The organism is Litchfieldella anticariensis FP35 = DSM 16096, from assembly GCF_000409775.1.
Lineage (GTDB): Bacteria > Pseudomonadota > Gammaproteobacteria > Pseudomonadales > Halomonadaceae > Litchfieldella > Litchfieldella anticariensis.
The window spans coordinates 1151995-1164703 of sequence record NZ_KE332377.1 but is presented as its reverse complement, the minus strand read 5'-3'; the positions used below and the strand labels follow the sequence as shown (position 1 = coordinate 1164703).

Sequence of the window (12709 nt, the reverse complement as noted above, 5' to 3'; positions counted from 1 at the left end):
TCTTACATCTTCCATCTTATCCCTTCATAGCCTTCCCGCTCGATTGAGCACGGGATTGGCATATTGTGCCAGCCACCAGTCGCGCAGATGGGTAGGGACCTCATCCAGGCGCGCATTGAAACGCTCACGGTCCGCGTCGGTCACCTCATCAAGCTCCAGCAGATCGGGTGCCAGACCGCTGGCCTCCAGAGCGAGCTGGTGGCTGGGAAACAAGCGATAACCGCCCAATACCTGACGATCGATCTCTTCGGCGACGGAATCGGGACTATCGAAGACGTTGGACAGCGGTTCGCCAAAAGTCAGCTTGATGCGCCCCTTGGCACCGGTGATGCCGGCAACAATGGAGCGGATATCCTCGAATTCGACCTTTTGGTAGCGCCCTTCAGTATGCGTGGCATAAAGCTCACGCGCCTTTTGCAAGTCGCAGGGGTCGTATTCGTAGCTGATCGACACCGGCACCATACGCAGTTCTGCGATGGCATCACCGAAATTGGCATCCTTGTCAGCCTGGCGGCGCGCCATGGTCAGCATCTTGATGATTGCTGGGTCGGCACGGTCGATCCCATCCTTGGCGCGACCCTCGCGCTGGGCCAGCCACACTGAGTGATTGTCTTTGGTGATCGAATGCCGAATATAGCTCGACAGTGCCTGATACGCTGCCAGCATGGCACGTTTGCCGCGGGCTGAGCGCGGTACGATGAAGCTCTTGTTGAGCCGCATCAGGTCTGACACATAGGGCTTCTGCAGCAAGTTGTCCCCGATCGCGATACGCACGGTGTCGCGACCGGCTTGGTACAGGGCGTAATTGACGAAGGCCGGGTCGAGCGCGATGTCGCGGTGGTTACCGATGAACAGGTAAGCCTTGGCGGGATCCAGCTTGTCGAGCCCTTCCACCTCGAAGGCATCGGTCGTAGTGCGAATCATGCGCTGCATGTAGTCAGCGATACGCATCTGGAATGCGCGTACCGAGTCCACGCCTCGCATTTCCCGACGCAGAGCGAAGCTGACAATGGCGCGTGCCAGCTTGGGAGCGAAACGCGCTAGGCGCGGTAGCTTGTACTGGGTCAGGGCGTCGAGCAATTCGGCGTCATCGGCCAAGCGCGCCAGTACTTCGGCCACTTCATCGTCATGATAGGGACGAATATCCGCGAACGGGTCCGACGCTTGCGAATTGGTATTTTTGGGTGCGCTAGTCGAGTCGAGAGTCACGATAGATGCATCACGATATCGGGGTCATTATCAGGGTGACGGAGCGGTGGCTTGTGCCTCGCCGCCCAGCCAGTCGATCAGTTGTTCGATTACGGCAGACAGTGTCTGAGCCATCAGCACGAAATCGGTTTCCAATCGTAACACGGCATCGTCGCCGTCATCGGTCTGGGACGCTTCATCGATCAATGCATCGGCAAAGCGCAGCGACTTCAGAGCCAAGTCGTCATGCAGCACCAACGATAGCTGACCTTCCAGTTCCATGGCGAGTCTGGTGGCCTGGCGGCCTCCGGCCAGCACTGTCTGGATCTCGTCGCCGTCAAGGTCGACCTGGCGTGCTCGAAGCACTCCGTCATCGCCTTGTGCTTTGAGCTCCACCTGGTCGCCCAGCATCAGCATCGGAGGACGCGACGCGGTGTCGGTCAGCCAAGTCGTCATGGCACGGATTGGTGTGGTGCGGCTGGAGAGTGGGGTGACCTTGAGACTACCCAACGTCTGACGTAGCAGATCGAGAATCTCTTCTGCACGTTTGCGGCTCGAGGCATTCACACCGATCATGGACTGGCGTGTGTCCCACCACAATTCGATACGTTGACTGCGCACGAAAGCGCGTGGCAGGAACTCTTCATAGACCTGCTCCTTGAGGGCTTGCTTTTCCTTGCGCGGTAGAGGGCGTCCCTCGGCCACCTCTCGGTCGGCGGCACGTGCTTCAACCTCTTCACGCACCACCCCAGCTGGCAACAAGCGTTCTTGGCGCAGTGCCGATAACAGGCGATGGCCCTGTATCTCGTGTACATGCCGTTCGCCATGGCGGCCTGCTGGCGGACACCAGCCCAGCCGACGGGCCTCGCTGCCGCCCAGTGGGCGATAGGCCTGTTCGCTCAAGGCCTCTTCCAGTGCCTCTAGGGTAATGGCCGGGGCATCATGCAGACGGTACAGGTGCAAGTTTTTGAACCACATGAAAAAGGACAGTCCTTGGTGAAAAGGATGCACATTATGGCCAAAGGGGCAGGCGGGTGCCAGCATCGACAAAGTTGAGCGTGTGTTTCAAACACTTGTTTGTGCTTGGTAAAGAGGCATCGCTAGAATCGAAACTTCACTCATCATCTAGGAAAAGGACATCAACCATGGACACTCGTATCACACGCACCACCTTGCGTGTCAGGGGGTATCACCTGGATGTCTACGCTCACGTGAACAATGCTAGGTATCTGGAGTTTCTCGAGGAGGGACGATGGAGCTACTTCGATGAGAAAGTCGATATGACATCGCTGTTCGACGACGATGTAGCACTGGCGGTAGTCAATCTCAATATCAACTATCGCCGTGGTGCCGTGATGCATGATGACCTGGAAGTTCTAACCTCCCTCTGTGAACTTGGCCATCGCAGTGCCGTGATGCGGCAAGTCATCAATCGGGTGCGCGACGGTAAGTGCATAGCCGATGCCGACTTGACTTTCGTCCTGCTCGATGCTCGCAACAACAAGGCCATACCCTTCGAGGGAAATCTGCGTGAGGCCTTGGAACCTCTGGTGCTGCCGCGCGATGCTTGAGTGAGGCGGGGTAACTGGTCGAATCCCGTAATGTCTTGGTTGTGCCGCTGCCTTTGTGCCGCGCTCGGTGATATAATCCCTGGCTGCTGTAAGAAGCTGTTTGCAAGCGTCCCGCAGCGCCAATTTGTCGCAGTACAAAGGATTTGACGACCCATGGGTGACATCGCCAGAGAGATTCTGCCAGTCAACATCGAGGACGAACTCAAACAATCGTACCTCGATTACGCGATGAGCGTGATCATCGGCCGTGCGTTGCCCGACGTACGCGATGGCCTGAAGCCGGTACACCGGCGCGTGCTGTTCGCCATGCATGAGCTCGGCAACGATTGGAACAAGGCCTACAAGAAGTCCGCCCGTGTGGTCGGTGACGTCATCGGTAAGTATCACCCGCACGGTGATAGCGCTGTCTACGACACTATCGTGCGCATGGCTCAAGACTTCTCCATGCGCCATGTGCTGGTGGATGGGCAAGGCAATTTCGGCTCCATCGACGGCGATAATGCCGCTGCCATGCGTTACACCGAGGTGCGCATGGCCAAGCTCTCGCATGAGCTGCTGGCCGATCTCGATAAGGATACCGTCGACTGGGTCGACAACTACGATGGCACCGAACGTATTCCCGATGTGCTGCCGACCAAGGTACCTAACCTACTGATCAATGGGTCGTCAGGTATCGCGGTGGGTATGGCGACCAATATTCCGCCACACAACATGGGGGAAGTGATCAATGCCTGTCTGGCGCTGATCAACGATTACACTCTCACCGTCGATGACCTGATGGAGTATGTCCCTGGCCCCGATTTCCCCACCGGGGGGATCATAAACGGCAAGGCAGGCATTCTCGATGCCTACCGCACCGGTCGCGGACGTATCTATGTGCGGGCGCGCCATACCATCGAGCATGATGAGAAGACCGGGCGCGATCATATTATCGTCAATGAGCTGCCGTATCAGGTAAACAAGGCTCGTTTGATCGAGAAGATCGCCGAATTGGTCAAGGACAAGAAGATCGAAGGTATCGCTGAGCTGCGCGACGAGTCAGATAAGGAAGGTCTGCGCGTCGTGATTGAGGTGAAGCGCGGCGAGTCCGGCGAGGTGGTGGTTAACAATCTATTCGCCCAGACGCAGCTGCAGAACGTCTTCGGCATCAACATGGTGGCGCTGGACGACGGTCAGCCAAAGACACTGAACCTCAAGGAAATGCTCGAGGCGTTCATTCGCCATCGTCGTGAAGTCGTCACCCGACGCACTCTGTACGAGTTGAGGAAAGCACGTGAGCGCGGGCATATTCTCGAAGGTTTGGCGGTGGCGATCTCCAACATCGACGAGGTCATCGAACTGATCAAGGCCTCGCCCTCCGCCGCCGAAGCGAAGGAAAAGCTGCTGGCTCAGAGCTGGCCGCCAGGGCAGGTTACCGGCATGCTCGAGCGGGCCGGGGCTACATCGTGTAAACCCGAGGATCTCGAGGAGGGCTACGGTCTCGACCAGGCCGGACGCGAATACCGCCTGTCGCCGGCTCAGGCCCAGGCCATTCTCGAACTGCGTCTGCATCGCTTGACTGGTCTCGAGACTGAAAAGCTACTCGACGAGTACTTGGGTATTCTCGAGAAGATCGCCGAACTGACAGCTATTCTTGCCTCCGCTGATCGACTGTTGGAGGTCATCCGCGAGGAACTCGAGGCGATCCGCGACCAATATGACGACAAGCGTCGAACCGAGATCCAGATCAGCCACCTGGATCTGCGTATCGAGGACCTGATCGCCGAAGAGGATATGGTGGTCACCATTTCCCGCAGCGGCTACGCCAAGACCCAGCCACTTTCCGACTATCAAGCACAACGACGTGGTGGGCGTGGCAAGTCGGCCACCGCAATGAAGGACGAGGACGTCATCGAACACCTGCTGGTGGCCTCGACTCATGACACGGTGCTGTTGTTCTCCAACAAGGGCAAGGTCTACTGGCTCAAGGTTTATGAAATGCCCAATGCCAGCCGTGGCTCGCGCGGCAAGCCACTGGTCAACTTGCTTCCGCTGGACGAAGGGGAGTCGATCAACGCCATCCTGCCAGTGCATGAGTACCGCGCGGATAGCTACATCTTCTTTGCTACCGCCAAGGGCACCGTCAAGCGCACTAGCCTCGATCAGTTCTCACGGCCACGCAGCGTGGGCCTGATTGCTATCGATCTCGAAGAGGGTGACCGCCTGGTAGGGGCGGCCGTGACCTCTGGCAATGACCACGTCATGCTGCTTTCATCCCACGGCAAGGCGATTCGTTTCGAAGAATCCAATGTGCGAGCCATGGGACGTACCGCGCGTGGTGTGCGTGGCATGAAGCTGCTCGGTGGTGCCGAAGTGATTAGTCTGATCATTCCGCAATCGCAGCAGATCGATGCCGAAGCGGACACCGAGGATGACGTCGATACCGAGAGTGGCAACGACAATGGTAATGGCATGGGCGGTAACGGCGGACAGATCTACATCCTCACCGCTTCCGAAAATGGATACGGCAAGCGTACCCGCCTCGAGGAATTCCCGCTACGTGGACGTGGTGGCCAAGGTGTGATCGCCATGCAGACCAGTGAGCGTAACGGCGCCATGGTCGCCGCGATGCAGGTCTACGGCAACGACGAGATGATGCTGATCACCGACAAGGGTACGCTAGTGCGTACCCGGGTCGAAGAAGTGTCGGTCAGTTCGCGCAACACTCAGGGCGTGATGCTGATTCGCCTTGGCGAAGGCGAAAGCCTGGTCAAGACGGTGCGTATTGATGAGCCGGAAGAGGCCGTATCTGAAGAAGCACTAGAAGATAGCAACGTTGAGGATGCGCCATCTGAAGGAAATGGCGACGAATAAGGTAAGAGCGGCCGTGGCCGCGTTGGAACGAATCGGGAACATATCGCTGATGACACGTCACTATAACTTCTGTGCTGGCCCGGCGGCTTTGCCAACCAAGGTGCTGGAGCGTGCCAGGGAAGAGATGCTCGACTACCACGGTCGTGGTCTGTCGGTGATGGAGATGAGTCACCGCAGTCCGGAATATACCGCCATCGCTACACAGGCGGAGCAAGATCTGCGCGAGTTGCTGGCAGTGCCGGGCAATTACAGGGTGCTATTTTCGCAGGGCGGAGCATCGATGCAGTTCGCCATGTTGCCCTACAATCTGCTGGGGGCCGGCGGTACTCCCAACTTCCTGAATACGGGAATCTGGAGTAAGAAAGCGATTGCTGAGGCGCGTCACCTGTTCGGGGCTCATGTTGCGGGGGCCAGCGAGGCCAATGGGTTGACTGAGGTGCCGCGCCAAGAAGAGATTCGCCTCTCCGATGACGCGGCCTATCTGCATTACACCGCCAATGAAACCATTGGGGGGTTGGAATTCGACTATATCCCCGAAACTTCCGTGCCCGTAGCTTGCGACATGTCATCGTCGATCCTGTCCGGGCCACTGGATGTTTCCCGCTTCGGGGTGATCTATGCCGGTGCGCAGAAGAACATTGGCCCGGCAGGGTTGGTTGTCGTCATCGTCCGCGACGACCTGCTCGATCGTGCGCGGCCCGATACCCCGACCATGTTCAACTATCGCTCGGCTGCCGAGCAAGGCTCGATGGTCAACACTCCGGCGACCTATTCCTGGTATCTGGCCGGGTTGGTATTCGACTGGTTGAAGCACGATATCGGCGGTCTCGAAGCCATGGGCGCCATCAATACGCGCAAGGCGGCCAAGCTGTATGCCGCCATCGATGCCAGCGAACTGTATTCCAACCCAATCGCTCCGCGTAACCGTTCGCGTATGAATGTGCCTTTCGTGCTTGCCGACGAACGCCTCAATCAGTCCTTCCTGGAAGAAGCCGATGCGGCGGGCCTGCTTAACCTCAAGGGGCACCGTAGCGTGGGTGGCATGCGCGCCAGCCTGTATAACGCCGTACCCGAGGAGGGCGTGGATGCACTGATTGCCTTCATGGCCGATTTCGAGAAAAGAAGGGGCTAACCCCATGACCGATACCCCCATCAATCTCGATGAACTGCGCGAGCGCATTGACCATCTGGACGGCGATATCCTGCGTCTGATCAGTGAGCGTGCCGAATGTGCCAAGCAGGTAGCGGAAATCAAGACCAAGGCAGATCCGGACACCGTCTTCTATCGCCCAGAGCGTGAGGCACAGGTGCTCAGGCGTATCATGGCTCTCAACAAGGGGCCGCTGGATAGCGAAGAGATGGCGCGGTTGTTTCGCGAAATCATGTCGGCCTGCTTGGCGCTAGAGCGGCCGATCAAAGTGGCCTATCTGGGCCCCGAGGGCACCTTTACTCAGCAGGCCGCGCTCAAGCATTTCGGTGAAAGTGCCATTAGTCTGCCGATGGCTGCCATCGATGAGGTGTTCCGTGAAGTGGAAGCTGGTGCAGCCAACTATGGCGTGGTACCAGTGGAGAATTCCACCGAGGGTGTCGTCAACCACACCCTGGATTCGTTCATGGATTCCTCTATGCGTATCTGTGGTGAAGTCGTGTTGCGTATTCACCAGCATCTGTTGATTTCCCACAATACCCGCCGTGACAAGGTCTCGCGGGTATATTCGCATCCACAGTCCTTCGCCCAATGCCGCAAGTGGCTTGACGCGCATTTCCCGAGTGCCGAGCGGGTCCCTGTGGCATCCAACGCCGAGGCTGCGCGGCTGGTCAAGAGTGAATGGCACAGTGCGGCTATTGCCGGCGACATGGCGGCCAAGCTCTACGACCTCGAGAAGATTGCCGAGAAGATCGAGGATCGCCCTGACAACTCGACCCGCTTCCTGATCATCGGCAATCAGGACGTGCCGATGTCCGGAGAGGACAAGACCTCCATCGTAGTCGCCATGCGCAACCAGCCAGGCGCGCTGCACGATCTGCTTGAGCCTTTCCACCGTCACCAGATTGATCTCACGCGCCTGGAAACACGTCCATCGCGTACTGGGGTGTGGAACTACGTGTTCTTCATCGACTTTAAGGGTCACTGTGAGGACCCGGTGGTCGAAGCGGTGCTTGAGGAAGTCAGACTGCGCGCGGCGGAGCTCAAGGTGCTGGGATCCTATCCCATGGGTGTGCTCTGATCATGCAGCAGGCGGTTGTCGATGAATCTCGCATCCTGATCGTCGGCCTGGGCTTGATTGGTGGCTCGCTGGCGGCAGCGTTGAAGAGTGCTGGTTTCAAGGGCGAGATCGTCGCCTGCGACCGCGATCCCGACGAGATCGCCCGTGGCGTAGCGATGGGTGTCATTGATGGTGGTGATACGCAGCTTGCTACCCTGGTCACTGGCAGCACCATGATCGTATTGGCGGTACCGGTGCTGGCCATGGATGCTGTGATGGAAGAGCTCGCCATCCGGCTCATCCATACTGATTCACAGGTCGTGATTACCGATGTTGGCAGCACCAAGGCGGCGATACGCGACAGTGCCCGACGAGCCTTTGGTCAGCTACCGGCCAATCTTGTACTTGGCCATCCCATCGCCGGTTCTGAGAAAAGTGGTGTCGCGGCTTCCGACCCTGATCTCTACCGTCAGCACAAAGTGATCCTTACGCCGGCAGTAGATACCAATCCAGCGGCCTTGGTCCGAGTACGCACCTTATGGGGGGCTTGCGGGGCCGAAGTGTTGGAGATGGATGTCGAGCGTCATGACCAGGTGTTGGCGCGCACCAGTCATTTGCCGCACCTGCTGGCTTTCTCACTGGTGGATACTCTGGCGCGTCAGGATGAACGCTTGGAGATCTTCCGCTATGCCGCTGGCGGATTTCGCGATTTCACGCGCATTGCCGGCAGTGACCCGGTAATGTGGCGCGATATCTTTCTGGCGAACCGTGATGCCGTGCTCACGGCCCTGGACGACTTCGAAGTCGGTGTGGCCAGGTTGCGCCATGCGGTGGAGGCCGGTGATGGTGATGCCATGTTGGCGACCTTCGGCCGTGCCAGTCACGCGCGTCATTATTTCGATACGCTCTTGAATCAGACCAGTTATCAGGCGGGTTATCAGACCATGGAACACAACAATCTTTGTTACCGGGTCGCCCCCGGTGGCAGTGTCTCTGGCCGCATTCGGGTGCCCGGTGACAAATCAGTGTCGCATCGCTCGATCATGCTGGGTGCCTTGGCCGAAGGCGTTACCGAGGTCAAAGGGTTTCTCGAAGGCGAGGACAGTTTGGCCACATTGCAGGCTTTTCGCGAGATGGGAGTCGCCATCGAAGGCCCACACCAAGGGCGTGTGACCATCCATGGGGTGGGCATGCATGGCTTGAAGGCACCCTCCGGTCCGCTCTATGTAGGTAATGCCGGCACTGCCATGCGTTTGTTCGCTGGGCTGTTGGCTGGGCAAGCCTTCGATACCGAATTGACAGGTGACGCTTCGCTGACCAAGCGTCCCATGGGGCGGGTGGCCGATCCATTGCGTCAGATGGGGGCGGTGATCGGTACCGCTGAAGGGGGTCGTCCACCACTGAAGATCAAGGGTGGCCAGATGCTCAAGGGCATCTATTACGATATGCCCATGGCCAGCGCCCAGGTAAAATCCTGCCTATTGCTTGCCGGGATGTATGCCGAAAGCGAAACTCGAGTGCGCGAGCCGGCTCCGACTCGCGACCATACCGAGCGTATGCTCAATGGCTTTGGCTATCCGGTCGAGCGCCAAGGCGATACCTGTTGGCTTAGCGGTGGTGGCAAGCTCATCGCTGGGCCGATCGATGTGCCTTCGGATATCTCATCGGCAACTTTCTTCCTGGTCGCTGCAGCTATTACCCCGGGGTCGGATTTGACTCTTGAGCATGTCGGCATCAATCCGACGCGCATTGGCGTGATCAATATCTTGCAAGCAATGGGTGCCAATCTCACACTATCCAATGAGCATGAAGTTGGAGGTGAACCGGTCGCCGACATCCGTGTGCGCTATGCTCCGTTAACCGGGATCGAAATTCCTCGGGATCAGGTACCACTGGCCATCGACGAATTCCCAGCGCTGTTCGTCGCTGCTGCCAATGCCAAGGGCGTGACCCGTTTGCGTGGTGCTGAAGAGTTGCGTGTCAAGGAATCGGACCGCCTGCAGGCAATGGCCGATGGCTTGACGGTATTGGGTGTCGATAACCGTCTATACGACGATGGCATCGATATTGTGGGGCATGAGGGTGAGACTCCCAACTATGGTGGCGGGCATATCGATAGTCTGGGCGACCACCGTATCGCCATGGCGTTCACTGTGGCGGGGCTACGGGCACGCGATGAGATCGTCATCGACGACTGCGCCAATGTGGCGACGTCTTTTCCGGGCTTCATCGAACTGGCGCGTAGTGTCGGCCTGCGAGTCGACGAGGAGCGGAGGGAAGCGCATGACTGAGCAAGTTGAGGCCCCAGTGCTGGCTATCGACGGCCCAGGTGGCGCCGGCAAAGGCACCATCAGTCGCTTGGTCGCTGAACGTCTGGGCTGGCACCTGCTGGATTCCGGAGCCCTGTACCGGCTGACGGCACTGGCGGCGGCTCGTCACAATATCAAGCTCGATAACGAGGATGCTCTCGAGCCGTTGGCGGCCAACCTCGACGTGGTTTTCGTGCCCGGTGAGGAAGGAGGGCGAGTGTATCTCGAAAGCGAGGACGTCAGCGACATCATTCGTACCGAGCAAGCCGGCGATCGTGCATCCCTGGTGGCGGCGTTACCGCGAGTGCGACAGGCCCTATTACGGCGTCAGCGCGATTTTCAGAAACCCCCGGGGTTGGTTGCCGACGGTCGCGACATGGGAACCGTCGTGTTCCCTGACGCCGAACTCAAGATATTTCTCACCGCCAGTGCTGAGGAGCGTGCCAAGCGGCGCTACCTCCAGTTGCGAGAAGCTGGCGAAGATGCTAGTCTGTCGAGTCTTTTAAAGGAGATTCAGGCGCGCGATGCGCGTGATATGCAGCGCAGTGTGGCCCCGCTCATACCGGCTGAAGACGCCATTGAGCTGGACACCACGCACCTGACGATACCGGAAGTGGTGGATCGGGTGGCGGCCTTCCTCGCCCAGCGTGGCTTGGCCACCGACGCCTGACGATCCCTTGCGGAGCCCCCGGCCAGACGTCATGACGTGGCCAGGCGATACGTTCCTTGGAAGCCGAGAGCCTGACCAGGTCGAACCAGCGCCAACGTCCCCGGGGATTGGTGGAATAGGCCCGTACTTGCTGGTGGTACGGAGAGAAGGCGGTACAGCCGCTATCAACGTTGATCACGTAGGAACATCATGAGCGAAAGCTTTGCTGAGTTGTTTGAACAGTCTCTTCAGGACATCAATATGGAGCCGGGCGCCATCGTCATGGCGACGGTCGTCGACATCGAGGGTGACTGGATCACCGTCAATGCCGGCCTGAAGTCCGAGGGTCAGATTCCCGCAGCCCAATTCCGTGATGACAATGGTGAGTTGACCATTGCCATTGGCGACGAAGTCAAGGTCGCCCTGGAAGCCGTCGAGGATGGCTTCGGTGAGACACGTCTGTCTCGCGAAAAAGCCAAGCGTGCTGAAGCTTGGAAAGAGCTGGAAGCGGCCTTCGAGAAGGAAGAGATCGTCAAGGGCGTGATCAACGGCAAGGTCAAGGGCGGCTTTACCGTCGATGTGGCCTCTATCCGTGCTTTCCTGCCGGGTTCCCTGGTGGACGTGCGCCCTGTGCGCGATACCGCCCACCTCGAGCACAAGGAGCTGGACTTCAAGGTCATCAAGCTCGATCCCAAGCGTAACAATGTGGTCGTATCCCGCCGTGCCGTGCTCGAAGCCGAGAACAGTGCCGAGCGTGAAGCGTTGCTGGCCACACTGCAGGAAGGCCAGCAGATCAAGGGTATCGTCAAGAACCTCACTGACTACGGTGCCTTCGTGGATCTGGGTGGTGTCGATGGCTTGTTGCACATCACCGACATGGCCTGGAAGCGCATCAAGCATCCATCCGAGATCGTGGCCGTAGGCGACGAGATCAACGTCAAGGTGTTGAAGTTCGACCGCGAGCGCAACCGCGTTTCCCTGGGCCTCAAGCAATTGGGTGAAGATCCTTGGGTCAACATCAAGGATCGGTATCCGGAAAACACCAAGGTCATGGCTCACGTCACCAACCTTACTGACTACGGTTGCTTCGCCGAGTTGGAAGAAGGTGTCGAGGGTCTGGTCCATGTTTCCGAGATGGACTGGACCAACAAGAACATCCATCCGTCCAAGGTCGTTCAGGTTGGCGACGAAGTGGAAGTCATGGTGCTGGACATCGACGAGGAGCGTCGTCGTATCTCCTTGGGCATCAAGCAGTGCACCACTAACCCGTGGGAAGACTTCAGTTCACGCTACAACAAGGGCGACCGCGTTTCCGGCAGCATCAAGTCGATCACCGATTTCGGTATCTTCATCGGCCTGGAAGGTGGTATCGACGGCCTGGTGCATCTGTCCGACATATCTTGGACCGATACCGGCGAAGAAGCCGTGCGTCAGTACAAGAAGGGTGACGAAGTCGAAGCTGTCATTCTCTCCATCGATCCTGAGCGTGAGCGCATCTCGCTGGGCATCAAGCAGCTCGATACCGACCCGGTAGCTGAGTTCCTGTCCGTCAACGACAAGGGCTCGGTAGTGACTGGCCGTGTCGTCGACATCGATGCCAAGGAAGCCCATGTCGAACTGGCGACCGATGTCATTGCCGTGCTTAAGGCTTCTGAGATCAGCGCTGACCGTGTCGAAGACGCTCGTAATGTGCTCAATATCGGCGACAGCGTCGAGGCCCGTATCATCGGAGTGGATCGCAAGAACCGCGCGATCAGCCTGTCGATCAAGGCCAAGGATCAGGACGATACTCGTCAGAGCATGAAGAAGTTGCGCGAGCAGGAAGTCGATACCGGTGGCCCGACTACCATCGGCGACCTAATCAAGCAGCAGATGGGTCAAGACTGATCACTGCTTGAGCTGCGATCGGTAAGACTGAAAACGCCGCCTCCT

9 protein-coding genes are annotated in these 12709 nt (G+C 58.3%); 7 read left to right on the top strand and 2 right to left on the bottom strand.

The window, feature by feature from the left end; translation table 11 throughout:
• Positions 1–24: 24 nt before the first annotated feature.
• Both L861_RS05510 and L861_RS05505 read right to left on the bottom strand, forming a co-directional pair.
• Positions 25–1209, bottom strand: a complete 1185-nt coding sequence (locus tag L861_RS05510; RefSeq protein WP_016415581.1) for a 1-acyl-sn-glycerol-3-phosphate acyltransferase — start codon at positions 1207–1209, stop codon at positions 25–27.
• Positions 1210–1239: 30 nt separating this feature from the next.
• Positions 1240–2166, bottom strand: a complete 927-nt coding sequence (locus L861_RS05505) for a recombination-associated protein RdgC (protein WP_016415580.1) — start codon at positions 2164–2166, stop codon at positions 1240–1242.
• A 167-nt stretch (positions 2167–2333) separates the two neighbouring features.
• On the opposite strand from L861_RS05505, the gene L861_RS05500 reads away from it, so the two are divergent.
• The 7 genes from L861_RS05500 (at position 2334) to rpsA (ending at position 12664) form a co-directional block, all read left to right on the top strand.
• Positions 2334–2759 (top strand): acyl-CoA thioesterase, encoded by a 426-nt coding sequence (locus L861_RS05500; RefSeq protein WP_016415579.1) that lies wholly within the window; start codon positions 2334–2336, stop codon positions 2757–2759.
• Between the two features lie 153 nt (positions 2760–2912).
• On the top strand, positions 2913–5612 hold the full coding sequence (gene gyrA / locus L861_RS05495) for a DNA gyrase subunit A (protein ID WP_016415578.1): 2700 nt from the start codon (positions 2913–2915) through the stop codon (positions 5610–5612).
• A 49-nt stretch (positions 5613–5661) separates the two neighbouring features.
• Complete coding sequence (serC, locus tag L861_RS05490) at positions 5662–6744, top strand: 3-phosphoserine/phosphohydroxythreonine transaminase (protein ID WP_027947781.1); 1083 nt, start codon at positions 5662–5664, stop codon at positions 6742–6744.
• A 4-nt stretch (positions 6745–6748) separates the two neighbouring features.
• Positions 6749–7840, top strand: coding sequence for a prephenate dehydratase (gene pheA, locus L861_RS05485; protein ID WP_016415576.1), 1092 nt, complete (start codon positions 6749–6751; stop codon positions 7838–7840).
• 2 nt (positions 7841–7842) lie between these two features.
• On the top strand, positions 7843–10110 hold the full coding sequence (locus tag L861_RS05480) for a bifunctional prephenate dehydrogenase/3-phosphoshikimate 1-carboxyvinyltransferase (protein WP_016415575.1): 2268 nt from the start codon (positions 7843–7845) through the stop codon (positions 10108–10110).
• On the top strand, positions 10103–10798 hold the full coding sequence (cmk, locus tag L861_RS05475) for a (d)CMP kinase (RefSeq protein WP_016415574.1): 696 nt from the start codon (positions 10103–10105) through the stop codon (positions 10796–10798). Before L861_RS05480 ends, cmk begins: the two co-directional genes overlap by 8 nt.
• A gap of 189 nt (positions 10799–10987) precedes the next feature.
• The gene (gene rpsA / locus L861_RS05470) at positions 10988–12664 is read left to right on the top strand and encodes a 30S ribosomal protein S1 (protein WP_016415573.1); all 1677 of its coding nucleotides are present in this window, start codon (positions 10988–10990) and stop codon (positions 12662–12664) included.
• The last annotated feature ends 45 nt before the right edge of the window (positions 12665–12709 follow it).

Coding starts and splice junctions, on each gene's coding strand:
- cmk (WP_016415574.1), top strand. CDS start 10,103: ATGACTGAGCAAGTTGAGGCCCCAGTGCTGGCTATCGACGGCCCAGGT.
- L861_RS05505 (WP_016415580.1), bottom strand. CDS start 2,166: ATGTGGTTCAAAAACTTGCACCTGTACCGTCTGCATGATGCCCCGGCC.
- pheA (WP_016415576.1), top strand. CDS start 6,749: ATGACCGATACCCCCATCAATCTCGATGAACTGCGCGAGCGCATTGAC.
- serC (WP_027947781.1), top strand. CDS start 5,662: ATGACACGTCACTATAACTTCTGTGCTGGCCCGGCGGCTTTGCCAACC.
- L861_RS05500 (WP_016415579.1), top strand. CDS start 2,334: ATGGACACTCGTATCACACGCACCACCTTGCGTGTCAGGGGGTATCAC.
- gyrA (WP_016415578.1), top strand. CDS start 2,913: ATGGGTGACATCGCCAGAGAGATTCTGCCAGTCAACATCGAGGACGAA.
- L861_RS05480 (WP_016415575.1), top strand. CDS start 7,843: ATGCAGCAGGCGGTTGTCGATGAATCTCGCATCCTGATCGTCGGCCTG.
- rpsA (WP_016415573.1), top strand. CDS start 10,988: ATGAGCGAAAGCTTTGCTGAGTTGTTTGAACAGTCTCTTCAGGACATC.